This window comes from Arthrobacter sp. MDT1-48-3 (genome assembly GCF_054511015.1).
On the sequence record NZ_JBTNDL010000002.1, the window covers coordinates 190,940 to 216,216 of the forward strand.

Consider the following 25,277-nt stretch of genomic DNA (forward strand, 5'->3'; position numbering starts at 1 on the left):
GATCCCGCTAGGAGGCGTCGAGGGCGTCCTGGTAGCGGGACCGCAGGGCGTCCTGCGCCAGCATCGAGCGCTCCCGCCGGGCCTTCGTGGGCCAGGTCAGGACCAGGGTGAGCACGGTCGCCGCCAGCACGAGTACCGCGACGGTGAGCGCCGAGTCCGTCCAGAACTGTTCGGGGAAGAGCCTGATCAGGGTGTCGTCGACCCGGAAGGTCCACGAGCCGTCGGCGAAGAACAGGGCATGGACCTGCGTGAAGAACGTCTGCCATGCGAGGACCGCGAGGACCGTCAGGACCGCGATGCCGACGAGCGTGAGGACGGCGCCGGAGAACAGCGCGCGCCGGATTCCGCCCCGGTACCGCCGCGCGAGGTAGACGCAGGCCAGGACGGCCAGGACGAAGAGCACAAGGGCCACGAAGAAGGACAGGCCCAGCACGCCCTTCACGTCCGCCATGTGGCCCACTTCGGACTCGAGGAACAGGGGCTCGCCGTCGGCCGTCACCAGGCCGCCGAGATAGCGCGCGGGAGCGAAGTTCAGCACGTAGTCGAGCGCGTAGGAGCCGTAGGTCATGCGGTCGTCCAGCGAGAAGCCGTACGCGTCCGCGGGGAAGCCCGGCCGGTGGTATTCGAGCCACAGGAAGGACGACGACGCGACGGCGCGGACTGCGGCCGCCACGACGATGACGGGGAAGAAGAGGGCGACGACGACCTGGAGGAACCGCGCCAGGGCGGGCTTCGCCGCTACCGCCTGGTCGCGGACGGCCGCACGCCGTGCCGCTTCCGTGTCGGTGGGGCGCACCGAGAGCGCCGCGGTGTCCGTCGACGGCTCCCCGGCGGCCGGGGTCGCGCGGCTCCCGTCCTCGGGGGTCCGATCGGCACCGCGGAACGGGTGGGCGCCGGACGGCGTCCCGGGGGCATCGTCCCCGGCCGTCCCGCCTGCGGCCTCGGGGCCGTGCGCCTCGGGGTCCGCCTCGGAGCCGTCCGGATGCGAGCCGGTCCCGTGGCCGGTGGGCCCGTCCTGCACCGCCGGGATCATCCGGGTGGGCGGTTCCGCACCGTCCGATGCCGTCGCGTCGTCGCGCACGGCGTCCTCCGCGCCCGGAGCGGAAGGGCGCGGGGCCGTTCCGTCGTGGTCCGGGCCGTGCCCGGTGGAGGCGGTTGAACGGGTGCTGTCGGTCTCGGCCATCGATGTCTCCTCGGTTGGTGCCGCCGGCCCTGGTCCGGCGCCTTCGACACTACCGGCCGGACGCGGGCCCGCCCGGGAGACTCCCCGCACGCCGGCGATCGCGGGTTCAGGCCGTGATGACGGCGTCCCCCCGGTCGACGGCGCCGAGGTCGCCGCGGTGCCCCGCCGCGACCGCCCGCCGCCCGAGGATCAGGGTGTAGGCCCAGTAGGCGGCGAGGACCAGGAAGCCGATGGTGAGCCGGAGCCACGGGGGCAGCCCGCTCGGCGTCACGAAACCCTCCACGAGACCGGAGACGAGCAGCACCAGGACCAGTCCGAGCGCCACCGTGATCAGGGCACGCCCCTCCTGCGCCAGGGCCACGGACCGGGAGCGCCGTCCGGGAGCCACCCAGGACCAGAAGATGCGCAGGCCGGCGGCCGCCGCGATGAAGATGGCGGTGAGTTCCATGAAGCCGTGCGGCAGGATGTAGAGCAGGAACACGTCGAACTTGTCGTAGGACGCCATCGTGCCCGCGGCGATACCCAGGCCCTGTGCGTTCTGGTACAGGATGAAGGCCGGCCAGATGCCCGTCACCCCGAAGGCGACGGCCTGGAGCGCGATCCAGGCGTTGTTCGTCCAGACGAGCCCCGCGAAGGACGCCGCCGGGTTCTCGGAGTAGTAGTCGACGAAGTCCTCCTCCACGTAGCGCCGGAGGTCCTCCTCCGGGCCCAGGGCCTGGATGACCCCGGGCGTCCCCACCCAGAGGGCGTACAGTGAGGTCACGGCGAGGAACAGCACCCCCACCGCCACCGTGAGCCACCGGATGCGGAAGAACGCGGCCGGCAGGGCGAACACGAAGAAGGTGGCGATGTCCTCGAGCGTGTTGGACCTCGCGCCGGTGAAGCGCGTGCGGGCCCGTGAGAGGCGCGTGGACAGGGACCCCGACAGGGCGCTCTCGGGATCCACGGAACGGATGATGGACAGGTGCGTGGAGACGCGCTGGTAGAGCACCAGCAGCTCGTCGGATTCGGCGCCGTCGAGCCGGCGGCGACCGACGAGTTCGTCCAGGCGTTGCCAGTCGCCGCGGTGCACGGCGATGAATGCGTCCACGTCCATGCGCCCAACCCTATAGTCCCCGCGGACCGGAGCGCCCGCCCCGACGCACCCTGCGGACACCCTCCCGGTTCCGCGGCCCGACGACGCCCCTCGGGGGTGGCGCAGCGATAGGCTGGGCCCGGCGGCGCCGCAGCGCGGCGTGCGCCGCAACGCTCCAGCAGCACGCGTCCAGGGGGTCACCATGAGTTCGATCGTCACCGGCGAGGCCGTCGTCCTCGAACTCAGGCCGGCCGGGTTCGCCGCCCGGGGGCTGAGCATCCTGATCGACGTCGTCGCACAGTTCGGGATCGGGATCCTCCTCGCGCTGCTGATCGGCAACGTGTTCGGCGGAGCCCTCGATCCGGCGCTCACCACGGCCCTCCTGCTCGTCGTCGTGGTGCTCCTGCTCGTCGTCGTCCCGGTGACCGTCGAGACCCTCACGCGCGGCAAGTCGCTGGGACGGCTCGTGATGGGCCTGCGGATCGTGCGCGACGACGGTGGGGCCATCCGCTTCCGGCACGCCTTCATCCGCGGCATGCTGGCGATCCTGGAGATCTACCTTTTCGGCGGATCGCTCGCCTTCCTCGTGTCCCTCTTCAACGACAGGTCCAAGCGGCTCGGCGATCTGCTCGCCGGCACCTACGCCATGCGCGAGCGCGTGGTCGTGAAACCGCGGGCACTCGCCGTCATGCCGCCGAGGCTCCGTACCTGGTCCGGGACGGCGGACATCGGGCGCCTCCCCGACGCCCTGGCCCGGCGGATGTCGACGTTCCTCGCGCAGGCGCCGAAGCTCACCCCCCAGGCGCGGTACGCGCTGTCCGTCGACCTCGCGTCCGAGGCGAGCCAGCACGTCTCACCGCCTCCGCCCGCGGACACCTCTCCGGAGGAGTTCCTGCACGCCGTCATCGCATCGCGGCGGGACCGCGACTATGCGGCGATGATGCGCCAGCGCGAACGCACCGAGGCGACAGCGAAAAGGCTCCACACGCTGCCTTTCGGCTAGCCTGCGGAGCCTGTCCGGGATCGGCCGGTGCCTACGGCTGGTCGGTCCACTCGTTCCAGGGCACGTTCCAGTCGCCGAAGCCGTCCCAGACGTACATGGGACCGTAACCGGTGTTCAGGATCTGCACCACGTCGCCGGGGCCGAAGGTGTTGTAGAAGTACTCCGCGCCCTCGGGCGACATGCCGATGCAGCCGTGCGAGACGTTGAAACTGCCCAGCGCCACCTGGGCCGCCGGCAGGGCCTCGTGGACGAAGGCACCGCCGTTGCTCAGCCGGCTCGCGTGGTTCACGACCGTCGGCGGGTAGTAGGCGGGGTCGCCGGGCTCCAGGCCGATGGACTCGGCCCGGAACTGGGTGGACTCGTAGTGCTCCATCACCACCATGTAGCCCTCGGTGGAGGGCCACTCGTCGGTCCCGAGCGTGATGGGGAACGTGCGGTCCAGCCTGCCGTCGAGGTAGACGTTCATCATCTTGGTGTCGTTGTCGACGACGGCGAGGCGCGTGTTGTGCGTCCTCATCGTCAATGTCCTGTCGGCGTTCCCGATCATGCCGTTGCCGAGGTCGACGCCGAAGAGGTTCAGCTCGACGGTGATGGTGCTGTTCGGGGCCCAGAACTCCTCGGGACGGTAGCGGACCTTGGTGTCCGACAACCAGTAGAACGCTCCGGGCTGGTTGCTCGTGCTGGTGACGGTGACGGCCTTCTCCACCGCGTCCCGGTTGGTCACCGGCTCGCTGAAGGTGAACTCGAGGGGCTGGCCCGTGCCGACGGTGCTGCCGTCGAGCGGGAACATCGCGGCGTCGGCCTCGTTGGCAGGTTCGACGGTGGCGAACGTCGATGTCGCCCGCTGTGGGTCTCCCGCTGCGTCGAGCACGGTGTAGGAGAACTCGTACTCGGTGTCGAAGGCGAGCCGTTCGGTGGCGGTCCAGCGCGTGCCGTCGTCGGACAGGGTTCCGGCGATCGGCGTGCCGCCTTCCCGGGGCACCAGTTCGACGGCCTCGAGCGTCGCCCCCTCGACGCTGACGGCCGCGACGGTCGCGGGATTGACCGCATAGGCCTTGTCGGTGGGGGTGACGCCGACGGTGTGGTCGCCGTCCGGGGCGGCGGAGACCGTCGGCCGCGGGGCGGCGGACGATGTCGCATCAGCGGCCGGGGCCGCCGCCGGGGACGACGAGGACGAGGAGGACGGGGCAGGGGTGGACCCGGCGGCAGGATCGTTCCACGGGGATGCCGTGGCGATGCCAACACCGCCTCCGACGACGACGACCGCCGCTGCACCGATGGCTGCGATCTTCCAGCCCTTCCGGTGCGCACCGGCCCTGCTCGACTCCTGCTTCATGCGCATGCCCCTGCCACTCGACGTTGCTGCCCCAAGCGATTTTACGCGACAGGCCGGATTTCCCGGCGTACCCCGGATGCAGTTCGACAACGATCCGGCCGCTGCCGGTACCCGTCAGGGCGCCGGCAGCGGCCGGGAGATCGGGCGTCCGCAGGCCTCAGTAGCGGTACTGCTCGGACTTGTACGGGCCGGCCACATCGATGTCGAGGTACTCGGCCTGCCCCTTGGTCAGCTCGGTGAGCTCGACACCGAGGGCGTCGAGGTGCAGGCGGGCGACCTTCTCGTCGAGGATCTTGGGCAGGACGTAGACCTCGTTCTCGTACTCGCGGTTGCCCTCGGCGTCCTCCTGCTCGAACTTGGTGAAGAGTTCGATCTGGGCGATCGTCTGGTTCGCGAAGGAATTGCTCATGACGAAGGACGGGTGACCGGTCGCGTTGCCGAGGTTCAGCAGGCGGCCTTCGGACAGCATGATGATCGAGTGCTTCTCCACACCCTCGGCCTCGCTGGCCGGGATGACCCACTCGTGGACCTGCGGCTTGATCTCGATCTTCTCGACGCCGGGGATCCGCGCGAGCCCGGCGATGTCGATCTCGTTGTCGAAGTGGCCGATGTTGCCGACGATCGCCTGGTGCTTCATGCCCGCCATGTGACGGGCCATGATGACGTCCTTGTTCCCGGTGGTGGTGATGAAGATGTCGCCCTGGCCGAGCACGGTCTCGAGCGTGGCGACCTGGTAGCCGTCCATGGCGGCCTGCAGCGCGCAGATCGGATCGATCTCCGTGACGATCACGCGGGCACCCTGGCCACGGAGGGCTTCCGCCGCACCCTTGCCGACGTCGCCGTAGCCGCAGACCACGGCGACCTTGCCGCCGATCAGCACATCCGTGGCCCGGTTCAGGCCGTCGGGCAGCGAGTGGCGGATGCCGTACTTGTTGTCGAACTTCGACTTCGTGACCGAGTCGTTCACGTTGATCGCCGGGAAAAGGAGCTTGCCCTGCGCGGCGAGCTGGTACAGGCGGTGCACGCCCGTCGTCGTCTCCTCGGTGACGCCCTTGATCCCTGCGGCGATGGTCGTCCACTTCAGTGGCTCGGATCCGATCGTGGAGCGGAGGGTGTCGAGGAAGACCGTGTACTCGTGCGAGTAGTCGGCGTCGCCCTCCTGCGGGTTTGCCGGCACCGCTCCGAGCGCCTCGAACTCGGCACCCTTGTGGACGAGCATCGTGGCGTCGCCGCCGTCGTCCAGGATCATGTTGGGGCCGAGGCCCTCGGCCTGGCGCGGCCACGTCAGGATCTGGGTGGCGGTCCACCAGTAGTCCTCGAGCGTCTCGTTCTTCCAGGCGAAGACGGGGACCCCGGCGGGCTCCTCGACGGTGCCGTCGCCCACGACGACGGCCGCCGCGGCCTCGTCCTGCGTGGAGAAGATGTTGCAGGACGCCCAGCGGACCTCGGCCCCGAGGGATGTCAGGGTCTCGATGAGGACGGCCGTCTGGACGGTCATGTGCAGCGAGCCGGCGATACGGGCTCCGGCGAGGGGCTGCGCGTCGGCGTATTCGCGGCGCAACGCCATGAGCCCGGGCATCTCGTGCTCGGCGAGCCGGATCTGGTGGCGGCCCGCCTCCGCGAGCGAGAGGTCGGCAACTTTGTAGTCGAACGTCATGGTGTGCTGTTCCTAGCTGGAGTTCGGAGGTTCGGGGGAGGGCGTCGGCTCCGGCCCTACGGGGCGGAGGCGGCACCGGGGAGTTCGGCGGGGAGGAGCACCGGGATGCCCTCGTCGAGCCTGTACGTGAGCGTTTCGCCGCCGGGTCCCGGGGCCGTCGATCGGAGGACCGCGCCGTCCTGTTCGAGCGTCGACCCGGTGACGGGGCAGCGGAGGACGTCGAGCAGCCGTGCTGGAAGGTTCGCCATGGGGAAGCTTTCGCTCGGGAGGAGGGGGATCGTGGGTACGAGTCTACCGCGCCCGCGGGGCGTGCCCGGAAGAACGCGCCTCCGCACGATCGGCGTCAGGGCGCCGCGTCAGGGCTCCCGCAGGATCCGCAGGTGCCCTCGGCGGGGGCCGGTGACGCCGGCCGGGGGCTCCATGGGCGGCCTGCTGCCGCGCTGCCCGGGGGTCGGCTGGTCCGGAGCGGGTTCGGCGGCCGCTTCGCGGACCGCGTCGGCCAGGGCCAGCAGATCGTCGGAGTTGTGTTCCGGCACGGCGTCCGGGAGCGTGAGGCGGACGACCTCCCAGCCACGGGGCACCGTCAGGCGCTCCGCGTGGACGAAGCAGAGATCGTAGGTGTGGGGTTCGGCGTAGGTCGCGAGGGGACCCAGCACCGCGGTCGAATCCCCGTAGACATAGGTGAGTGTGGCCACCGCCGGCCGCTGGCAGGCTGATCTGGAGCATTGACGGAGTGATCCCACGATCGGCAAGCCTACCGGGGTTTGGGTGCGGCGGCCGTCAGGACGCGCTTCCCGCCCGTGTGCATCCCCTCGGATCCGGGCTTCCGGGCGTGCGGGCGCGGTGTCGAAGGCTTACAGTCTTTACATGCAGGATGCTTCCACTTTTTCGGTCGAGCTGACCGATCCGACGTCCTCCGAGGGGCGCCCGGCGCGGTCGTTCTACGAACGCCGGCGTAATCGCAGGGGACGCGGGATGCGTGGCGAGGTGCTGCCGCAGCACCTCCCCGGTTCGCGGTCCAGGTCGGAGCAGTTCGACGACTGGGTGATGGAGTCGGCGCAACGGCTCGAGCGCCTGTGGGGTGAGCGGATCCAGGACCTGCAGATCGTGGTGCAGGAGATCCCGGACGGCCTGGAGGACATGACGCCGGAGACCCTGCGGGGTCTCCTCGGTTCCTGCTCCCCCGCGGCGCCCGGCCGGCCGGCGGTCATCACGATCTACCGTCACCCGATCCTCATGGCGGCCAGGGCTCTCATGCCGGTGAACGAACTCATCCACGACGTCGTCGTCGAGCAGACCGCGGAACTCATGGGACTCGCCCCGGAGGCGGTGGACCCCGCCTACGGTCGCTCGCAGGCCTAGTCCGGGCAGACCGGCCTAGTAGCCCAGCTCCACCGCGATGCTCTGCGGGGCCGTGACACCGGCCGGGATGCTCGCCACGGAGATCCCGGCGCGTGCTCCCGGCAGGACCATGACCTGCGCTCCGTAGGCAGGATCCCCCGTCGCATCGACGAGGACGGCCGCAGGGCTGCGCCCGAGGGAGGACGACGGCACGGTGACGGAGGTCCCTCCCGCGATGCCGATCACCACCGGCTCGCCGAGCGCGCCGTCGGCCGCGACGGGTGTCAGCGTCACCTCGCTCCTGCCGCTCGGTGCACCGAGGACCAGGGAGGTGTCGACGCCCTCCGCGAGGGCCATCGCCGAGTCGTTGCCCAGCCTGGCGGCGGCGGGCGCACCGGCGAGGTCGACCGGCTTCCCGTCGTCGGTCCCCCGGACGACGCGTGCCGACGCGACCACCGAGACGTCCGAGGTCACGGCGACGGTGTAGTTGCCCTCGGCCAGGGCGTCCAGCGGGATCGCCGTCACCGAGCCGGCGGCGGCCGTCACGACTCCCCCGCCGGGAAGCGCGACCTCGCCGTCCCGCCCGTAGACCGTGATGCCCAGCACGGCGTCGCTCGACCCGGGGACGAGCACCTGCAGTTCGGGTGCGGCGGCACCGTACCCCTCCTGCTCGCGGATGCTGCGCGCCGTCGCCGCGTCCTGCACGACGACGCCGGGCACCACCTGCGTGGTCCCGGCCGCGACGGCCGGCGAGAGCAGTTCTACCCCTCCGGGCGTGAGGCCCCTGAGGACGCTCTGCTGGACGACGCCGGAGATGCGCCCCCCGTCGCTGCGGACCCGCACGGCGACGCGCTCCTGGTTCGCGGCGAGTGCGGCGAGGACGATCTGGCGGGTCTCACCCGGTGCCACCAGTTGCCCCCGTGTCCCGGCCGCCTCGATCGGACCGTCCTGCCCGTACAGCTCGAGGGTGACGGTCGCCGCCGTGCCGGTCGGGTTCGTGAGGGTGAGGATCGCGGACTGCCCGGCGGTCGTCGAGGCCCCCAGGAGCCAGAAGTCGCTGGAGGGCACCTGGCACCCCGTCGCGGCGAGGCCGCGGAGGTCGCCGTCGGTGGCCGTGTAGGTGGAGGTGGCGGCGGCGACGGGTACGAGGCCGCCCTGCGGCTGCGCCCGGAACACGGAGGGGGCATCGACCCGTACGCCGCGGGAGACACCCGCCAGGCGGTTGGTCAGGCCGTCCTCGCTGCTGCTGGCCGGACCGCTCGAACCGAGCGACACCTCGGGGGCGAAGTCCTCGATCAGCGCCAGCGGGGCACCGCCACCGACCGGCAGGAGCCCGCTTCCGGTGAGGGTCGCGCCGAGGTCGCTGAGGACCATCGCACTCACGGTCGTCCTGGCGGTCGCGGAGGCGGGGCCGAACTCGGGGTCGGCTTCTCCGGCGGCCGATGCGAGCAGGCGGGGCGGTGCGGGGCAGACCGCGGTGAGATCCCCCGCAGGGACGACCGCCGGGGGGACAGCGACGGCCACGCCCGGCTGCCCGACCAGCGGGTCGGCGACGCCCGCGGCGATCGCGGCTGTCGCCGCGAGCAGGACGACGCCCGTGGCCGCGGCCGCTGCCGTGCCCAGGCGGGCGCGGCGGCGTGCGGCGGTGCCGGTCCCGGCAGCCCTGTCGCGGGCGACGGCCCGGGCGGCGACGGCGGCCCGGGCGGCATCCGACGCCGGTGGGCCCGCCGGGCGCTCGAAGTCGCCGGTCCCGGGAACCGGCGTACCGCTCCCGTCAAGGCGGATCCCGCCCTGCTCGCCGGCTTCCGGGGTGTCCGTCGACTTTCCGTTCCCCGTGCGGGCCCGGTCCTGCGTGCCCTCCGCCGTGGTGTCGCGCCTGCGTCCCCGGATCACATCGGGCCTCTTCCACTCGTCACGGGCTGGGGGTCGTCGACGTGTACGTCGTCCGTCCCGGCGTCCCACGCGTCGGTCCCGTCCGGGCGACGGCGGACGCCCGGCTGCGAACGTCCGCCACCCTGGGGACGGACGACGCGGGGCCGGGACGGGATGGGGATGGCCAGGAGCATCGTCAGGACGAGGACGACCGCCTGGACCGCCTCCACCCAGGGCCGGTACGGGCTGACGTACGAGACAGCCACCGCGCCGCCTGTCGTGGGAAGCACGAATGCCTGCCGCCAGCCCTCGGACGTCGCCTCGAGCCTGCGGCCGTCCAGCGTGGCCTGCCAGCCGGCATCCGCCTGCTCGGCGAGGACGAGCGTCCTGCCCTCGCCACCCGGGGGGATGCTCCCGGCGGCGTCCACCGCTCCGGACGCGACGACGGCCTCCGTCCGACCGTCGGCGGCGACCACCCGGACCCGGGCGGTGCGCTCGCCGGTGTCCTCCGTCCCGTCGTCGAGCGTCGCGGAGGACACGCGCCACAGCCGCCCTGCGTCCGTGTCACCGACCGCGGTGAGGCCGGGGACGGAGTCGATGCGGCTGCTGAGGAACTCCCCGGCCGTCTCGGGCTGCCGGAGGACCACGAACGCGACCCCGAGGTCGCGCAGGTCCGCCCGTGGATCGGCACCGGTGGCGCCCACGATGACGGCGGCCGTGGTGCGCAGGGTGCGTGCGGATCCGCTGTCGTCCAGCACCGCGCCACCGGGTCCCACCACGCGGGCGGCGTAGAGCGGATTGAGGTCGTCGAGGGTGGTGCCGGATCCGCGCATGAGTGCGGCGGTGACGTCGTCCTCGTCGTCGACGGTGATCACGAGCGTCCGGATCTGCTCCGGCCCCGTGCCGCGGTCGGCCGCCGTGGCCGGCAGCGGCCGCTCGGCGACGGGCCGCAACCCGATACCGGTACCGAGGTCGGTGGTGGCGGGCGCATCCGCGGCCTCCTCGACGGGAGCGCCCGGGATCACCACGGGCTCGGCCGAGGCTGGGGGCGGGCTCGCCACGTCGGGAACGAGCCACAGTCCGAGGCCGACCAGCGGGCCGACCGCGAGGACGAGGCCGCCGGCGAACCCGGCGAGGCGCCGGCGCGGCGGGGCCGGCGCGATACCGGCGTGCTGCGCCCCGGGCATCCCCGAGAGGGCCGCGGCCAGCAGGCACAGCGACACGGCGGACACGAGCGGGCCGGGGAACACCTGGATTAGGGCGGACGTGCCCACCGCGACGGGCATCAGCGGCAGAACGGCTGCGACGGCGAGGGCGAGGACCGCCACCAGCCAGGACGATCGCACCATCCGTCCGCGCCCGCGCGGGACGAACAGCGCGAACGCTGCAAGGACGAGGACCGGCCCGCCGATCACGACGGCGACGACGAGCGCCCAGGGACCTGCGCCGAGGAAGCCGGCCGCGGCAGGCGGGAGGAACGGATCGAAGGACACCGGGAAGCCGAGGAGCTGCTGCCAGGGAGCGCCGGGGTCGAAGGGGGCAGGCACTCCGGGATCGCCGAGGAATCCCCGCGGATCCTGCAGTGCGGACAGGGCGTAGGGCAGCTGCACCGCCAGGATCGGCAGCAGCGTCCACCAGAGCGTACGGGTACGCCGCCGGCCGAGGGCCAGTGCGAGGAGCCCGCCGGGGATCACGACGGGGAGGAGGGACGGCGCGGACGCGCAGGCGACCGCGAGCACCAGGCCGGCGGCGGCCGCCGCCGTCCAGCTGCGCGTCCCGTCGATGCCCGGAACGATGACGCCGTCCGGCAGGGGGCGCGCCGGGAGGGCACCTCCGACCGCCCGGACGACTCCGAGCAGGGCCAGGGGCAGCAGGATGTGGGCGATCAGCGCGCCGAGGCGCCCGCTGCCGAGGGCTACCTGCAGGGCCGGCGCCGCTCCCCAGAACAGTGCGGCCCACAGCCGCAGCCCGCGCGACCGGGTGAGGGCGCCCGCGGCGATCCATGCGGAGAGCCCTGCCAGGGGCAGGGCGCAGACCACGGTGACGACGACGGCGGTGTTCGCCGAACCGAACCCCAGGAGCGAGAGCAGCCACAGGACGTAGGCGAACGGCGACCCGTGGGCGGCGAATCCGGTACCGAGGCCTGTCCACCAGGCCGTCGCACTGTCCCAGACCGCCCGTGGCGTCTCGGCCACCGGTACCAGTGCGCCGCCTGCCAGCGCCGCTGCCCCGACGAGCCGGTGCAGCCCGAGGAGGGCTGCAGCGAGGAGCAGCACCAGGGCGACCACGGCGCCGGCGCCGCCCCATGGACGGGCGGGCGGGGCGAGGGCCGCGAAGTCGTCGTCGCTGTTCCCGGACGGCACGTACTCCTCCGCCGGCGGGAACCCTTCCGGATCGGAGCCACGCGACGTGAAGGCGTCCAGCACCGACTTCCGGTGGGACCAGACCTCGCGGCGGGAGGTGACGAGGGGCCGCACGATCGAGCGCGGGCGCCGGCGGCTCCGCGCGACGGAGCGGCGGGAGCGCCACAGCTGCAGGGGGCGGGCCACCCCGGCGAGGCTGCCGAGCAGCTGGCCGGTGCCATGGCCGGGGTCCTTCGCCAGGAGTCCGAGGAGCAGGCGGGCGAATCCGCCCAGCACCGCGCCGACGGCGAGCAGGGGGACGTTCCATGGAGCGGCGTGCTTGAGCCTCAGGTACACCTCGGCGGCACGCGCGGCATGCGGCGTGGAGAGCGGATGCGGCCTCGATCCGGCGTGGCGGAGGACGGCGCCCGGGACCACCACCACGCGGTGGCCGGCCAGGCGGTTCCGCCAGCACAGGTCGACGTCGTCGCCCACGCCGTGAAGGGCCGGGTCGAAGCCGCCGAGGGCATCCCACACGTCGCGGCGCACGAGCATGCCGGCGGAGTTGACGGCGAACACGTCGCTCCGGGCGTCGTACTGGCCCTGGTCGTGCTCGTCCAGGTCGATGAGGGTCAGCCGCTCGGCCCACCTGCTGATGGAGAGCCCGACGTCCACGAGTTCGCGGCGGTCGTCCCAGGCCACCTGCTTCGTGCCCGCCACGGTGACCGAGGGAGCACGCTCGACGGCGAGGAGCAGCTCGGCGAGCGCTTCCGGCTCGGGCGCGGAATCGTCGTGGAGCAGCCACAGCCAGTCCTGGCCGCTGCCGGCCCGGGGGTCCCGTACGGCGGGGATCTCCGCCACGGCGGCTCGCACGGCCGCCCCGAACCCGGCACGGGCGGGAGCCCCCACCACGGGACTTCCCGCCGGCAGCCGGAGCTGGAGGATGGATGCGGAGTCGTCGGAGGAGCCGGTGTCGACACCGACGCAGGAATCAGCCGGGCGGGTCTGGCGTGCGAGGGCTTCGAGGGTGCGTGGAAGGTACTCGGCGCCGTTGTGGGCTACGACAACGGCGGTGACGCGGAGGTGGGGCGGAATCAGACCGCTCGCTTCCGCAACCTGCGCCGCTCGCGCTCGGAGAGCCCACCCCAGATGCCGAACCGCTCGTCGTTCTCCAGCGCGTACTCGAGGCACTCCGACTTCACCATGCACGCGCCGCAGACCTTCTTCGCGTCGCGGGTGGAGCCGCCCTTCTCGGGGAAGAAGGCCTCGGGATCGGTCTGGGCGCAGAGTGCGTCGGCCTGCCAGGACAGTTCGCCGTCGTCGTCGACGTTCCCCGGCGCCAGCGGCAGACCGATCCACACGGGCTGGGTCGACGCCGACTGGTGCCGTCCATCGTCCTGCACGTCCGGCAGGACGCCCGGGAGCTCGGGGTTCAGGGCGGGAAGGACGAGGAGGCTGCTCGGGCGCTCCTCGACATCGGGGAGACCGGCGAGGGCCTCGTGGGCGGCGAGGAAGGCGGTCGCCTGGTCCTCGAGGGCCGAGGAGGTCCGCTCGCGATACCGCTCCCCCGCGAGAGGGTCGGCAGGATCCAGGAACCAGTCCGCGGGCACGCCCCGCGAACCGTAGCGGGCCGAGGCCTGCGCTGCGATGTCCGGTTGTTCCTGAATACGTTCTGCCTGCCCCATGGTGAGCCTTCCCGGTGTTGCCGTTCCAACATCAGCATGGGTCGACCCTCGCGCCCCGCTGCTGGAACAAATCCGATGCCTAATTACACCGGTGTAAGTCGAGGAACGTCAAGCGGGGGCGGGAATCTTATACAGTCGGAGACGCACAATCACGTGCGCCACGCCGCGCCGACTACCTGTCTTCATCGGCGCGTCGCGAGTACCGCCCCCGGAACCGGAAGAAGCATCATGCCACAGACACCTGCAGGGATCCTCGCCCGCATGCGCTCGGTCAGCTCCTCCTCCCCCCGCCTCGTCTGGCACGGACAGGAGGGTCGGATCGAGCTCTCGGGCCGTGTCTTCGACAACTGGGTGGCCAAGAGCGCCAACCTGCTGGCGGACGAACTCGATGCGACCGACGGGACCACGGTCGCCGTCGACCTGCCGGTCCACTGGAAGTCGCTCGCCCTCGCCTTCGCCTGCTGGCGGACCGGCTGCCTCGTCGTCCTGCCGGGGGGCGGCCCGGCGACGGGCCTCGGCACCGACGACGCCGACATCGTCCTGTCCGCCGACGCCTCCGCGCCGGTGGAACCGCCACGACAGCTCGTGTGCGTGGCACTCGGGTCCCTCGCCCTCGGGTGGGACGGCCCGCTGCCGCGTGGCGCCGTCGACTTCGCCGCGGAGGTGCGCTCGCAGGGTGATGCCTTCTTCGGCGCGGACGCCGACGCGGCCGCGCCTCTCCTGCGGGCCGACGGGCGGGCCCTGACGGGCGACGACCTGGACCGGTCGGTGGTCCTGCCCGCCGCTGCCGGTCAGGCGCCGACGGTGCTGCTCGAACCGGGAGCGGATCTCCTCCGCGCCCTCGCTGCTGCCCTTGCCGTCTGGCAGCAGGACGGCACGCTGGTCCTCGTGGAGGAGGGTGTCCCGGTGACGGAGCGCCTGCTGGCCGGCGAGCGCGTCACGGGCCGGCTGGGGACTGCCTGACCGGTTCGCCGCCCCCACCGGAGATGCGGCTCCCCTGCCCGCCGGGTTCTGCGGGAGTGCTCCGCGGGTGAAGGAGCTCCTGGTCGTGGCTGAACTCGGGCTCGTCGTCGAGCTCCACGTTGAACACCCAGAACCGGTAGGCGACGAACCGGACGAAGGTGGCGAGCACGGTGCCGAAGATCCCGACGAGGAACAGCGGACTCGGCTCGGTGATGTCGAACACGTACTTGGCGACCCAGACGCAGCCCGCCGCGATGCCCATGCCGATCACGTTGATGAACACGAACATGACGAGTTCGCGGGCGGCATTCGGCTGCCGCCGGTGCCGGAAGGTCCAGTAACGGTTGGCGACCCAGGCGAAGACCGTGGCGATACCGGCGGAGACGAAGCGTGCCTTGACCTCGCTACCGCTCATCGGTCCGTGGATCAGGTACCAGTACAGCCCGTTGTCTATGACGAACGCCACTCCACCGACCGCGCCGAACTTCGCGACTTCGCGCCAGAAGAGGGATGCGAGGCCCCGAATCCGATCCATGAGTCCTGCCACTGCAACCTCCGCGGTCTGGGGATGGACACCGTGCACCGCGGGACGGGATTCCCCGCGGTTCCAGGACCGACCGCGACAGCGGCCAGCAGAGCGAGCCACCCCGGCTGACCTTTGCATGGCGTGTTTCGACCCATTTTACGGTCTCGGGACCGACGCCGTCCTGTTAAACCCCTGGTGGCCCGCTGGCAGGACGCCTGGACGCGGGCTGATCGCGCCGCCCCTCCCCGGTCCCCGGACCACCGTCGACGGGGCCCCGTCCGCACACCGATGACCGGGTCCGCCCGGGCCGTAGGTACCCTGTGATGGTGACTTTTCCCGTGATAGGCGTCGTCGGCGGCGGCCAACTCGCTCGCATGATGGCCGGACCAGCAGTGGAACTCGGACTCGAGCTCCGCGTCCTGGCGGAGGGACCCGACGTCTCCGCGGTGGCCGCCGTGGCCCATGCCCAGGTGGGTGACTACCGCGACCCGCAGGTGCTGCGCGCCTTCGCCGCGGGCGTCGACGTCGTCACGTTCGACCACGAGCACGTTCCGGGCGAGCTCCTCGAGGAGCTCGCCCGCGAGGGCGTGTCCCTCCATCCCGCACCGGCGGCGCTCCGCCACGCCCAGGACAAGCTGGTGATGCGGCGGGCCGTCGAGGACCTGGGCCTGCCCAATCCCCGCTGGCGGGCGGTCAGGAACCCTGCCGAGGTCGAGGACTTCGCGGCCGGCACGGGCTGGCCCGTGGTGCTCAAGACCCCCCGCGGCGGGTACGACGGCAAGGGCGTCCTGGTCCTGCGCGACGCCGCCGCTCTTGCCGCCGCGAACACCTGGTTCACGGGCGGGGAGCTGCTGGTGGAGCAGTTCGTGCCCTTCAGCCGGGAGCTCTCGGTGCTGGTGGCCCGGCGCCCGTCCGGGGAAGCCGCTGCGTGGCCCGTCGTGGAGTCCATCCAGGTGGACAGCGTGTGCGACGAGGTGATCGCGCCGGCGCCGGAGCTGTCCGACGACCTCGCCGACGCCGTCACCGCCGCGGCCCTGCGCCTCGCCGAGGCGCTGGGCGTGACCGGCGTGATGGCGGTGGAGCTGTTCGAGACCCCCGGAGCCGGAGCAGGCTACCTTGTCAACGAACTCGCGATGCGCCCTCACAACTCGGGGCACTGGACCATGGACGGGGCCATCACCGGCCAGTTCGAGCAGCATCTGCGGGCCGTCCTCGACCTCCCCCTCGGTGCCACCGACCCCGTGAGCCGCTCCACCGTCATGAAGAACGTCCTCGGAGGCCCGAACACCGACATCTACGGCGCCTACCGGTCGGCGCTGTCCTCAGGCCCATCGGCTAAAGTGCACTTCTACGGCAAGGACGTGCGTCCGGGCCGCAAGATCGGCCACGTGAACGCGCTGGCAGCTCCGGGGGAGCTCCTCGCCGACGTCCGCGCCCGGGCCTCGAGGGTTGCCGCGATACTCCGGAACGGCACCGACCAGCCCTCCGCCGACCAGGAATCACCGAAGGGAACGCAGTGACGAACGCCCAGGTAGGCCTTGTGATGGGCTCGGACTCGGACTGGCCGGTCATGGAGGCCGCCGCTGCGGCCCTGGCCGAGTTCTCCATCCCCTACGAGGCCGACGTCGTGTCCGCCCACCGGATGCCGGCGGCCATGATCGACTACGGGCGGACCGCGCACGAGCGTGGCCTGCGGGTCATCATCGCCGGCGCGGGCGGTGCGGCGCACCTCCCCGGGATGCTCGCATCGGTCACACCCCTGCCCGTGATCGGGGTCCCGGTGCCCCTGCGCTACCTCGACGGCATGGACTCCCTGCTGTCGATCGTCCAGATGCCCGCGGGCGTCCCGGTCGCAACCGTGTCCATCGGCGGCGCACGGAACGCGGGCCTCCTCGCGGTCCGCATGCTCGCGGCGGGCACCGACCCGCAGGCGCAGGAACTACGCCGCCGGCTCGTGGAGTTCGCGGACGCGCTCCGCGAGACGGCCGAGGACAAGGGTGCCGCCCTCCGGTCCCGGATCGCGGCCTCGACGGCGGGCGACGCATGACGACCGGTGCGCACGTCCGCGGCGGCCGGCAGGCTCCCGAGCTCACCGATCCGGTGCGGTACCCGCAGGTGGCGCCGCCCGCGGTGCGCACCAAGCGCGCCTTCGTCCTGCTGGCCATGACGCTCGTCCTGCCGGGTTCCGCGCAGGTCGTCGCGGGTGACCGCCGGCTCGGGCGCCGTGCGCTGCGGACCACCTTCACCTGCTGGGCGCTCGTCCTCGCCGGCCTGGTCCTGGCCCTGACCAACCGCACCCTCGTGGTCGGCGTCCTGACCCACCGCTGGTGGTCCCTCGTCCTCATCGCGGCGTTGCTCGGTATCGCGCTCGCCTGGGCGCTGCTGTTCGTCAACACCCTGCGGCTGATCCGGATGCCCCTCCTGGATCGCGGCGTCCGTCCCCTGGTCGCCGGCGCCCTGGCGCTCCTCATGGTTCTCACCAGCGGGTCCCTCGCCTACGGCGCCTACGTCCTCGGCGTCGGCCGCTCCACGGTCGGGGCCATCTTCCAGTCCGGTCCGGCCTTCGACCCCGTGGACGGGCGCTACAACTTCCTCCTCATGGGGGGCGACGCCGGCGAGGACCGCACCGGCCGGCGGCCCGACAGCATCTCCGTGATCAGCGTGGATGCCGAGACCGGCGCGACCGTGACGTTCAGCATCCCGCGCAACTTCCAGAACGCCCTGTTCTCCGAGGACTCCCCGCTCTGGGAGGTCTACCCGGACGGGTACAACTGCGGTGATCCCTGCATCATCAACAGCCTGTACACGGACGTGACGCAGAACTATGCGGATCTGTACCCCGACGCCGAGGATCCAGGAGCCGAGGCGATGATGGATGCCGCGAGCGGGGTCCTGGGCATCGAGGTGCAGGCCTACCTCCTCGTCGACATGGGCGGGTTCGAGCAGCTCGTGGACGCCATGGGCGGCATCCGGATCGATGCCGGCGGCTGGGTGCCGATCACCGCTGCGGAGATCCCCGGGACGGATCCCATCCGCCACTACCCGCCCGACGGCTGGATCCGCCCCGGCGTCCAGACCCTCGACGGGTACCACGCCCTCTGGTACGCGAGGTCGCGGGAATTCGTCACCGACTACGACCGCATCGCTCGACAGCAGTGCGTCCAGCAGGCCATGATCGCCCAGCTCGATCCCGCGACCGTGCTCACCCGCTTCCAGTCGATCGCCGCGGCGGGGACGCAGATCGTCGAGACGGACATCCCCCAGGACCAGCTGGCGAGCTTCGTGGACCTCGGGCTGAAGGCGAAGGACCAGGAGACCCGGCGCCTGACCATCGGCCCGCCGGACTTCGGCACGCCCGCCGAGAACTTCGTCACCTACCCGGAGTTCGACGTCATCCACAGCCGCGTCCAGGACATGTTCGCCCAGGGCGCCGCGGACCCCGCGGCAGCGGGCGTGCTGCAGCTCGACCGCGCCGGCGTCGTCTCGCGGACCCCCGTGCACAGCACCGCGCACACTCCGGCCCGGGTCCCGGCGCAGACCACGGACGACGGCATCACGGAGGAATACCTGCAGGAACTCGCGACGATCGGCGACGACCTCACCCTCGGTGAGCTGCTGTCGGACAACGGCGAGTGCTCCCCCGCCTGACCCACTGCGGCGAGCCCGACGACCACCCCCAGCCGAAGGACGGAAGACGATGTACCTCCTGGAGAACACCCTCCGCCCGTATGCCTGGGGCTCGGAACGCGCCATCGCGGACCTGCTCGGCAGGGAACCCTCGGGCGGACCCGAGGCCGAGCTCTGGGTCGGCGCCCACCCGGACTCGCCGTCGCAGGTGGTACAGCCCGACGGGAGCCGGACCAGCCTCCACGACCTCATCGCCGACGACCCGGACAGGCTCCTGGGCGAGGCCGTGGCCGCACGCTTCGACGGGCGGCTGCCCTTCCTCCTCAAGGTGCTCGCGGCCGGTTCCGCGCTGTCCCTGCAGGTGCACCCGAGTCTGGCGCAGGCTGCGGCGGGGTACGACGCCGAGGAGGCCTCCGGCGTCCCGCAGGATGCTCCGCACCGCAACTACCGAGACCGGAACCACAAGCCGGAGCTGATCTTCGCGCTGACGTCCTTCGACGCGCTCTGCGGCTTCCGCCCCCTGCCGGAGGCGGTGGGGATCTTCACGTTCCTGGCCTCGGCCGTCGGACCCGGCTCTGCCGCGCAGGACCTGCTCGACACGGTGGCCGCGCAGCTCGCAGCAGGAGCAGCAGGAAGCGGCGAGGCTCTGCGGACGGCCTTCACACTGCTGCTCGAGGCGCCGCAGGAGGTGGTGGCGGACGTCGAGGCGGCGGTGGCCGCCCGGGCGAGCGGAGGGCCGGCCGGGGCCGACGGGGCCGATGGGTTCGACGGCGACATCGCCACCGTCCGCGAGCTGTCGGCCCAGTACCCCGGAGATCCGGGTGTGCTCGTGGCGCTGCTGCTCAACCGCGTGGCGCTCCGGCCCGGGGAAGCCCTCTACCTGCCGGCCGGCAACATCCACGCTTATCTCGGCGGACTGGGCATCGAGGTCATGGCGTCGTCGGACAACGTCCTCCGCGGAGGACTCACGCCCAAGCACGTCGACGCCGCGGAACTGCTGTCCACCGTGGTCTTCGAGCCCCTCGCCCCGCCGTCCCTGTCCCCCGAGTACTCGCTGCTCGACCAGGAGCTGTACCGCCCGCCCTTCGACGAGTTCCAGCTCCAGCGGATCGTCCTGGCGGACCCCGCTGCGGATCCCGCGGGCGGATCAGGGGGCGACGACGACCGCGCGGACAGCCCGCTGCCGGCCGGCGCGAGTGTCGCTCCCGCCCATGTGCCGGTGGTCCAGAACGGGCCCGTGGTGGTCCTCGCTGTCAGTGGACCGATCCTGCTGGACACCCCGAACTCGACCCTGTCGGTCCCCCGCGGGGGCAGCGCCTTCGTCGCCGCATCGGAGGCGCCGCTCGTCGTCCGCCCTGCGGCCGACGCCCACGGGGCCACCGGCGGCCCCGTCCTGGCCTTCGCCGTGACGGCCGGCGGGACGCCTGCCCGCTAGAAGCGTCCCGCCCGCACCTGCCGCACCCTGCCGAGGAGGCGACCGCCCTGCCGGCGCGCCACCTGCATGCCGCGCTTCGCCAGCGGCAGCGCACGGCTGAACAGCGGGTAGAACGGCGAGAGCGGCAGGTCCCAGGTGCCGGCGAGCTGGTCCTCGTGGTGCGCCCAGCCCATCTTGAAGCGGGAGACGCCGTCGTTCAGCAGTCCGTTGAAGTCGTAGCGCCGGACCCCGCGCGCCTTCATCTCGGAGATCGCGAACCACTTCAGCGCGTAGTTCGCGCGCAGCCGCTCGCCCTCGTCCGTCATGCCGCCGTAGAGCTCGAAGCTCGTGGTGTCCGTCGAGGAGAGCCACAGGAACGCGACGACGTCCTCGCCGTGGAAGGCCGCGTACACCGGCGAGGCGTCGCCGAGATTGTCGAAGATGTCCAGGTAGTAGGAGTCCTCGTGGATCCCGAACCCCGCGCGCTCCGCCGTCAGCCGGTAGACGTCGAGGCAGGCCGCGATCTCGCTGCGGACGACCCGCCGGATCCCGAGGCCCTCCCGCCCGGACTTGCGGATGTACTGGCGGTGCTTCTTGCTCATGTCCGCCAGGAGCTCCTCCTCCGACCGGTGCAGGTCGAGGATGAGCGTGCGCCCGATGAGGATGGTGTTCGTGCTCGGCCTCCAGCCTGCGGCGGGCAGGGCGAGGACGGCGCCGCTCGTGGCGTCCCAGTCCGGTTCGATGGAGAGCGCGACGGAACGGTGGGCAGCACGCACGTACCCGGCGACGGCCTCGAGGACCTCGACCTCCCGCCCCGGATCGGTCTGGGGACCGCGCGGGATGTAGGCCAGGTTCCGCAGCGGGAGCGGCAGGGACTTGAGGACGATCTGCGCTGCAGCGATGACCGCACCGTCCTCGGCGACGAGCACCCGGTCGACGCTCCAGCCGTGCGCCGCCTTCGTCTGGCCCCAGCCCCACAGCTGCTGGGGATGGCCTCCCAGCCGTTCGACGGTGGTGTCCCACAGGGCGCGGTCGGAGCAAGGCGTTACGGAAAGGCTCATCCGACCAGCCTATAGGGGCGCACGGGCGGTTCCCGCTCCGGCCGCGCGCCCGCGGCGCTAGTCCTTGATGCGGGCGTAGGTCTCCCACTTGTGGGCCTGGTGTTCGCCGTCGACCACGCGGATGGTGCCGGACTTGGAGCGCATGACCATGGACTGTGTGAGGACCTTGTCCTTGCTGTAGCGCACGCCGCGCAGCAGGTCGCCGTCGGTGATGCCGGTGGCGGCGAAGTAGCAGTTGTCGCTCGTGACGAGGTCGTTGGTCGAGAGCACCCGGTCGAGGTCGTGGCCGGCGTCGAGGGCCTTCTGCTTCTCCTCGTCGCTGGTGGGCCAGAGCCTGCCCTGGATGACGCCGCCGAGGGACTTGATGGCACACGCCGCCACGATGCCCTCCGGAGTGCCGCCGATGCCCATGAGGGCGTCGACGTCGGTGCCCTCCCGGGCGGCCGCGATGGCCCCGGCGACGTCGCCGTCCATGATGAACTTCGTGCGCGCACCGGCGGCGCGGATCTCCTCCACGAGCGGCTTGTGGCGGTCCCGGTCCAGGATCATGACGTTGAGCTGGCTGACCTTCTTGCCGTTCGCCTTCGCGATGAGGTGCAGGTTCTGCTTGACCGGCAGGCGCAGGTCCACCATGTCCGCGGCCTCCGGGCCGGTGACGAGCTTCTCCATGTAGAACACGGCCGAGGGGTCGAACATCGAGCCACGCTCGGCGACCGCGAGCACGGCCAGCGCATTGTTGATGCCGAGCGCCGTCAGGCGGGTGCCGTCGATGGGGTCGACGGCGACGTCGCACTCGGGTCCGCTGCCGTCACCCACGCGCTCACCGTTGAAGAGCATGGGCGCCTCGTCCTTCTCGCCCTCGCCGATCACCACGACGCCGTTGAAGTGGACGGTCTGCAGCAGGGAGCGCATGGCGTCCACCGCCGCGCCGTCGGCGAGGTTCTTGTCCCCGAAGCCGACCCAGTGGCCGCCCGCGATCGCCGCGGCCTCCGTCACGCGGACGAGTTCCAGCGCGAGGTTCCGGTCCGGTTCGTCGTCCCCGACGGCCAGCGCCGGAGACAGTGTGGAGTACTGGGCATTCGTTGCGTTCTGGGACACGGCTATCCTCATCGTCGAAGGTGGTCAGGCAGTACGCGGACGTATCAGTTCCGTGCTGTCATCATAGGCTGGCCCGGCGCCCCCGGACCTGTGACGCTGCATACGTACGCGCCCGCGCGGGCCCTTCCGGTTAGGCGGGGCGCCGGGCATCAGCGAAAATGGACGGGTGAGCGATTCGAGCGATGAGCGGACGACCCCGGACCCCGAGACCCGCCCCTCCGGCGCGCAGGCGGCCGTACCGGGCGGGCCGCGGCCCGGCGGCGACGCGCGGTCCGTCGACGACCTGGACGACGACGCTCCCCCGATCACCCTGACGCCGAACCAGGCGAAGCGTGCCAGCTCGACGGCCCGCGGCATGCTGATCGCGACCGGGGCGACCATCGCCGTCGTCCTGCCCGTCTACTTCCTGAATCCGACCTACACGGCCGAGACCTACCGGCGCGACGTCGACGTCGCGACCGTCGCGCGGCAGGCCGCGGGTGACGCCGGCTACCTGCCGGCCTCGCCGGGGCTCCCGGACGGCTGGTCCTCGAACTACGCCCGCTGGGTGACCGGCCGCAGCGACGGTGTCGACTTCTGGGAGGTCGGCTTCCTCACGGCGGACAGCGGCTTCATCCAGCTGACCCAGACCGACGACGCCAACCCCACCTGGCTGGCGCAGCGCGTGGGCGACGCCCAGGTGTCGGGCACGCGGTCCATCGGCGGGCTGGAGTGGGAACTCCTCGACGCGCCGGACGGCGACACCGTGCTCACGTCCGAGGTCGACGGCGCCACGGTGGTCCTGAACGGCGAGGCGTCCCTCACCGAGTTCGACACCCTCGGCGGTGCGGTGATCGAGGACGTGCGGCAGAACGCGGTCGAGGAGGCCGAGCGCCTGTCATCTTCCGACACGGACGGATCGTGACGGACCGGACCAGTACAGTGGGCGGCGTGACTCAGCAACTGACGCCCGCCGCGGCCTGGCTCCGACTCCAGGAGGGCAACGCGCGCTTCGTCGCCTCCGACGTCTCCCATCCCAACCAGGACGCCTCCCGCCGCACGGCCCTCGTGAACGACCAGAACCCGTTCGCCGTCATCTTCGGCTGCTCGGACTCGCGCCTGGCGGCGGAGATCATCTTCGACCTCGGCCTCGGCGACGTCTTCGTGGTGCGGACGGCCGGCCAGGTGATCGACGACGCCGTCCTCGGTTCGCTCGAGTACAGCGTCAGCGTCCTGGGCGTGCCGCTGATCGTGATCCTCGGCCACGACAGCTGCGGAGCGGTCACGGCGACCATGAACGCCGTCGAGACCGGGGACATGCCCGTCGGGTTCATCCGCGACCTCGTGGAGCGCATCACGCCGTCCGTCCTCACGGCGCGCAGGGAGGGCATCACCGACATCAACGCGACGGTCATCGAGCACACGAAGCAGACCTCGGGGCGGCTCGTCGACAGCTCGCGGGTCATCGCGGAGGCCGTGGAGAACGGTTCCGTCGCCGTCATCGGCGTCTCCTACCGCCTCGACGAGGGCAAGGCCGTGCTCGTGTCGGGATTTGGCGCACTGTAGCGGAGAAGGCGAGAATTGCCGCATGACTCCAACGCCTGCAGCCAGCCCTGATTCCAGCTCCATGACCGGCGCGACGCCCGGCACGGAGGATGCGCAGTACCGCATCGAACACGACACGATGGGCGAGGTGCGCGTCCCGGTCGACGCCCTGTACCGCGCACAGACGCAGCGTGCCGTCGAGAACTTCCCGATCTCCGGCACCACGCTCGAGCGGGCCCACATCGAGGCCCTCGCCCGCATCAAGAAGGCCGCGGCGACGGCGAACGCCGAACTCGGCGTGCTCGACGAGGAGCGCGCCCGGGCCATCGAGGCGGCAGCGGAGGACGTGGCCTCCGGCAGGTACGACGGCGACTTCCCGGTCGACATCTACCAGACCGGTTCCGGCACGTCGTCGAACATGAATGCCAACGAGGTCATCGCGACCCTTGCGACCCGGGCGCTGGAAGCGGCCGGCAGCACCACGTCGGTCCACCCGAACGACCACGTCAACGCGTCGCAGTCCTCCAACGACGTCTTCCCGACCTCGGTCCACGTCGCGGCGACCTCCGCACTGGTCAAGGACCTCATCCCGTCCCTGGCGCACCTCGCCGAAGCGCTGGAGCGCAAGGCCGAGGAGTTCAGCACCGTCGTGAAGTCCGGCCGGACGCACCTCATGGACGCCACGCCGGTCACGCTCGGCCAGGAGTTCGGCGGCTACGCGGCGCAGGTGCGCTACGGGATCGAACGTATCCAGGCATCGCTGCCCCGCGTCGCCGAGGTGCCCCTGGGAGGCACCGCCGTCGGGACCGGCATCAACACCCCCGCGGGGTTCTCGGCGCGCGTCATCGAGCTCCTCGCCGAGGACACCGGGCTGCCGCTCACCGAGGCCCGCGACCACTTCGAGGCCCAGGCGAACCGCGATGCCCTCGTCGAGGTCTCGGGCATGCTGCGGACCATCGCCGTCTCGCTCACCAAGATCCACAACGACCTGCGCTGGCTCGGGTCCGGGCCCAACACGGGCCTTGGCGAGATCGCCCTCCCCGACCTGCAGCCCGGGTCCTCGATCATGCCCGGCAAGGTCAACCCGGTCATCGCCGAAGCGGTGCTCATGGTCTGCGCCCAGGTCGTCGGCAACGACGCCACGGTGGCCTGGTCCGGCACCAACGGCGCCTTCGAGCTCAACGTCGGCATCCCCGTGATCGCCCGCAACGTGCTCGAGTCCATCCGCCTGCTCAGCAACTCGACGCGGGTCTCCGCCGACCGCATGATCGACGGCATCACCGCGAACGTCGAGCGGGCCCGCTTCCTGGCCGAGGCGTCGCCGTCGATCGTCACACCGCTCAACAAGCACATCGGGTACGAGAACGCGGCCAAGATCGCGAAGAAGGCCGTCGCCGAGGGGCTCACGGTGCGTGAGGCCGTGGTCGCGCTCGGCTTCGTGGAGCGCGGCGAGCTCACCGAGGAGCAGCTGGACTCGGCCCTCGACGTGCTGTCGATGACACGGCCGCCGCAGGCCTGACCCGCAGCAGGTCGGAGGACCGGGGGCGTACCACGCAGTGATGCGCCCCTT

General features: G+C 71.7%; 22 protein-coding genes. 10 read left to right on the plus strand and 12 right to left on the minus strand.

Features of this window, described 5'->3' with window-relative positions:
* Positions 1-7: 7 nt before the first annotated feature.
* The gene (locus ACX80L_RS05800) at positions 8-1,183 is read right to left on the minus strand and encodes a TIGR01906 family membrane protein (RefSeq protein ID WP_459288293.1); all 1,176 of its coding nucleotides are present in this window, start codon (positions 1,181-1,183) and stop codon (positions 8-10) included.
* Between the two features lie 106 nt (positions 1,184-1,289).
* Positions 1,290-2,279, minus strand: a complete 990-nt coding sequence (locus ACX80L_RS05805) for a stage II sporulation protein M (RefSeq protein WP_459288295.1) — start codon at positions 2,277-2,279, stop codon at positions 1,290-1,292.
* A 181-nt stretch (positions 2,280-2,460) separates the two neighbouring features.
* On the opposite strand from ACX80L_RS05805, the gene ACX80L_RS05810 reads away from it, so the two are divergent.
* On the plus strand, positions 2,461-3,261 hold the full coding sequence (locus ACX80L_RS05810) for an RDD family protein (protein WP_459288297.1): 801 nt from the start codon (positions 2,461-2,463) through the stop codon (positions 3,259-3,261).
* A 31-nt stretch (positions 3,262-3,292) separates the two neighbouring features.
* Here ACX80L_RS05810 and ACX80L_RS05815 read toward each other — a convergent pair whose 3' ends face one another.
* The 4 genes from ACX80L_RS05815 to ACX80L_RS05830 form a co-directional block, all read right to left on the minus strand.
* Entirely contained in the window at positions 3,293-4,597 is a 1,305-nt protein-coding gene (locus ACX80L_RS05815) for a L,D-transpeptidase (protein ID WP_459288299.1), read from the minus strand.
* A 157-nt stretch (positions 4,598-4,754) separates the two neighbouring features.
* Positions 4,755-6,254 carry an adenosylhomocysteinase gene (ahcY, locus tag ACX80L_RS05820; RefSeq protein ID WP_133082020.1) on the minus strand — a complete coding sequence of 500 codons (1,500 nt, stop codon included), beginning with the start codon at positions 6,252-6,254 and terminating at the stop codon, positions 4,755-4,757.
* A gap of 56 nt (positions 6,255-6,310) precedes the next feature.
* Positions 6,311-6,502, minus strand: a complete 192-nt coding sequence (locus ACX80L_RS05825; RefSeq protein ID WP_133082019.1) for a Trm112 family protein — start codon at positions 6,500-6,502, stop codon at positions 6,311-6,313.
* Positions 6,503-6,610: 108 nt separating this feature from the next.
* Positions 6,611-6,997, minus strand: coding sequence for a DUF3499 domain-containing protein (locus ACX80L_RS05830; protein ID WP_459288301.1), 387 nt, complete (start codon positions 6,995-6,997; stop codon positions 6,611-6,613).
* 124 nt (positions 6,998-7,121) lie between these two features.
* On the opposite strand from ACX80L_RS05830, the gene ACX80L_RS05835 reads away from it, so the two are divergent.
* Positions 7,122-7,616 (plus strand): metallopeptidase family protein, encoded by a 495-nt coding sequence (locus ACX80L_RS05835; protein ID WP_133082017.1) that lies wholly within the window; start codon positions 7,122-7,124, stop codon positions 7,614-7,616.
* 15 nt (positions 7,617-7,631) lie between these two features.
* Here the strand turns inward: ACX80L_RS05835 and ACX80L_RS05840 are convergent, their stop codons facing one another.
* Genes ACX80L_RS05840 through ACX80L_RS05850 form a run of 3 tightly spaced genes read right to left on the minus strand, consistent with a single transcriptional unit; the run spans position 7,632 to position 13,494 of the window.
* On the minus strand, positions 7,632-9,488 hold the full coding sequence (locus tag ACX80L_RS05840; RefSeq protein WP_459288303.1) for a DUF5719 family protein: 1,857 nt from the start codon (positions 9,486-9,488) through the stop codon (positions 7,632-7,634).
* Positions 9,485-12,907 carry a glycosyltransferase gene (locus tag ACX80L_RS05845; RefSeq protein ID WP_459288798.1) on the minus strand — a complete coding sequence of 1,141 codons (3,423 nt, stop codon included), beginning with the start codon at positions 12,905-12,907 and terminating at the stop codon, positions 9,485-9,487. The genes ACX80L_RS05840 and ACX80L_RS05845 overlap by 4 nt, the downstream gene beginning before the upstream one ends.
* Complete coding sequence (locus tag ACX80L_RS05850) at positions 12,904-13,494, minus strand: WhiB family transcriptional regulator (RefSeq protein ID WP_459288305.1); 591 nt, start codon at positions 13,492-13,494, stop codon at positions 12,904-12,906. Before ACX80L_RS05850 ends, ACX80L_RS05845 begins: the two co-directional genes overlap by 4 nt.
* Before the next feature lie 228 nt (positions 13,495-13,722).
* On the opposite strand from ACX80L_RS05850, the gene ACX80L_RS05855 reads away from it, so the two are divergent.
* On the plus strand, positions 13,723-14,457 hold the full coding sequence (locus tag ACX80L_RS05855; protein ID WP_459288307.1) for a TIGR03089 family protein: 735 nt from the start codon (positions 13,723-13,725) through the stop codon (positions 14,455-14,457).
* Here the strand turns inward: ACX80L_RS05855 and ACX80L_RS05860 are convergent.
* Complete coding sequence (locus tag ACX80L_RS05860) at positions 14,432-14,992, minus strand: GtrA family protein (RefSeq protein WP_133082014.1); 561 nt, start codon at positions 14,990-14,992, stop codon at positions 14,432-14,434. The two genes, ACX80L_RS05855 and ACX80L_RS05860, sit on opposite strands and share 26 nt — an antisense overlap.
* A 317-nt stretch (positions 14,993-15,309) precedes the next feature.
* Between ACX80L_RS05860 and ACX80L_RS05865 the strand changes: the two genes are divergently transcribed.
* Genes ACX80L_RS05865 through manA form a run of 4 tightly spaced genes read left to right on the plus strand, consistent with a single transcriptional unit; the run spans position 15,310 to position 20,045 of the window.
* Entirely contained in the window at positions 15,310-16,503 is a 1,194-nt protein-coding gene (locus ACX80L_RS05865) for a 5-(carboxyamino)imidazole ribonucleotide synthase (RefSeq protein ID WP_459288309.1), read from the plus strand.
* Between the two features lie 23 nt (positions 16,504-16,526).
* On the plus strand, positions 16,527-17,030 hold the full coding sequence (gene purE / locus ACX80L_RS05870; protein WP_133082270.1) for a 5-(carboxyamino)imidazole ribonucleotide mutase: 504 nt from the start codon (positions 16,527-16,529) through the stop codon (positions 17,028-17,030).
* Positions 17,027-18,631 carry an LCP family glycopolymer transferase gene (locus ACX80L_RS05875; RefSeq protein ID WP_208740671.1) on the plus strand — a complete coding sequence of 535 codons (1,605 nt, stop codon included), beginning with the start codon at positions 17,027-17,029 and terminating at the stop codon, positions 18,629-18,631. The genes purE and ACX80L_RS05875 overlap by 4 nt, the downstream gene beginning before the upstream one ends.
* 49 nt (positions 18,632-18,680) lie before the next feature.
* Entirely contained in the window at positions 18,681-20,045 is a 1,365-nt protein-coding gene (gene manA / locus ACX80L_RS05880) for a mannose-6-phosphate isomerase, class I (protein WP_459288312.1), read from the plus strand.
* Here the strand turns inward: manA and ACX80L_RS05885 are convergent.
* Both ACX80L_RS05885 and glpX read right to left on the minus strand, forming a co-directional pair.
* On the minus strand, positions 20,042-21,085 hold the full coding sequence (locus ACX80L_RS05885; protein ID WP_459288314.1) for a lipid II:glycine glycyltransferase FemX: 1,044 nt from the start codon (positions 21,083-21,085) through the stop codon (positions 20,042-20,044). The two genes, manA and ACX80L_RS05885, sit on opposite strands and share 4 nt — an antisense overlap.
* A gap of 57 nt (positions 21,086-21,142) precedes the next feature.
* The gene (gene glpX, locus ACX80L_RS05890; RefSeq protein WP_133082009.1) at positions 21,143-22,195 is read right to left on the minus strand and encodes a class II fructose-bisphosphatase; all 1,053 of its coding nucleotides are present in this window, start codon (positions 22,193-22,195) and stop codon (positions 21,143-21,145) included.
* A 154-nt stretch (positions 22,196-22,349) separates the two neighbouring features.
* Between glpX and ACX80L_RS05895 the strand changes: the two genes are divergently transcribed.
* The 3 genes from ACX80L_RS05895 to ACX80L_RS05905 all read left to right on the plus strand — a co-directional run bounded on the left by ACX80L_RS05895 (position 22,350) and on the right by ACX80L_RS05905 (position 25,226).
* A complete protein-coding gene (locus tag ACX80L_RS05895) occupies positions 22,350-23,087 on the plus strand; it encodes a DUF4245 domain-containing protein (RefSeq protein WP_459288316.1) in 738 nt (245 codons plus the stop codon).
* 26 nt (positions 23,088-23,113) lie between these two features.
* Positions 23,114-23,728, plus strand: a complete 615-nt coding sequence (locus ACX80L_RS05900; RefSeq protein WP_133082007.1) for a carbonic anhydrase — start codon at positions 23,114-23,116, stop codon at positions 23,726-23,728.
* A 61-nt stretch (positions 23,729-23,789) separates the two neighbouring features.
* The gene (locus ACX80L_RS05905; protein WP_459288800.1) at positions 23,790-25,226 is read left to right on the plus strand and encodes a class II fumarate hydratase; all 1,437 of its coding nucleotides are present in this window, start codon (positions 23,790-23,792) and stop codon (positions 25,224-25,226) included.
* Positions 25,227-25,277: the final 51 nt, after the last annotated feature.

Coding starts and splice junctions, on each gene's coding strand:
- ACX80L_RS05850 (WP_459288305.1), bottom strand. CDS start 13,494: ATGGGGCAGGCAGAACGTATTCAGGAACAACCGGACATCGCAGCGCAG.
- ACX80L_RS05825 (WP_133082019.1), bottom strand. CDS start 6,502: ATGGCGAACCTTCCAGCACGGCTGCTCGACGTCCTCCGCTGCCCCGTC.
- purE (WP_133082270.1), top strand. CDS start 16,527: ATGGGCTCGGACTCGGACTGGCCGGTCATGGAGGCCGCCGCTGCGGCC.
- ACX80L_RS05860 (WP_133082014.1), bottom strand. CDS start 14,992: ATGGATCGGATTCGGGGCCTCGCATCCCTCTTCTGGCGCGAAGTCGCG.
- ACX80L_RS05815 (WP_459288299.1), bottom strand. CDS start 4,597: ATGAAGCAGGAGTCGAGCAGGGCCGGTGCGCACCGGAAGGGCTGGAAG.
- ahcY (WP_133082020.1), bottom strand. CDS start 6,254: ATGACGTTCGACTACAAAGTTGCCGACCTCTCGCTCGCGGAGGCGGGC.
- ACX80L_RS05875 (WP_208740671.1), top strand. CDS start 17,027: ATGACGACCGGTGCGCACGTCCGCGGCGGCCGGCAGGCTCCCGAGCTC.
- manA (WP_459288312.1), top strand. CDS start 18,681: ATGTACCTCCTGGAGAACACCCTCCGCCCGTATGCCTGGGGCTCGGAA.
- ACX80L_RS05855 (WP_459288307.1), top strand. CDS start 13,723: ATGCCACAGACACCTGCAGGGATCCTCGCCCGCATGCGCTCGGTCAGC.
- ACX80L_RS05885 (WP_459288314.1), bottom strand. CDS start 21,085: ATGAGCCTTTCCGTAACGCCTTGCTCCGACCGCGCCCTGTGGGACACC.
- ACX80L_RS05810 (WP_459288297.1), top strand. CDS start 2,461: ATGAGTTCGATCGTCACCGGCGAGGCCGTCGTCCTCGAACTCAGGCCG.
- ACX80L_RS05835 (WP_133082017.1), top strand. CDS start 7,122: ATGCAGGATGCTTCCACTTTTTCGGTCGAGCTGACCGATCCGACGTCC.
- ACX80L_RS05805 (WP_459288295.1), bottom strand. CDS start 2,279: ATGGACGTGGACGCATTCATCGCCGTGCACCGCGGCGACTGGCAACGC.
- ACX80L_RS05905 (WP_459288800.1), top strand. CDS start 23,790: ATGACCGGCGCGACGCCCGGCACGGAGGATGCGCAGTACCGCATCGAA.
- glpX (WP_133082009.1), bottom strand. CDS start 22,195: ATGAGGATAGCCGTGTCCCAGAACGCAACGAATGCCCAGTACTCCACA.
- ACX80L_RS05800 (WP_459288293.1), bottom strand. CDS start 1,183: ATGGCCGAGACCGACAGCACCCGTTCAACCGCCTCCACCGGGCACGGC.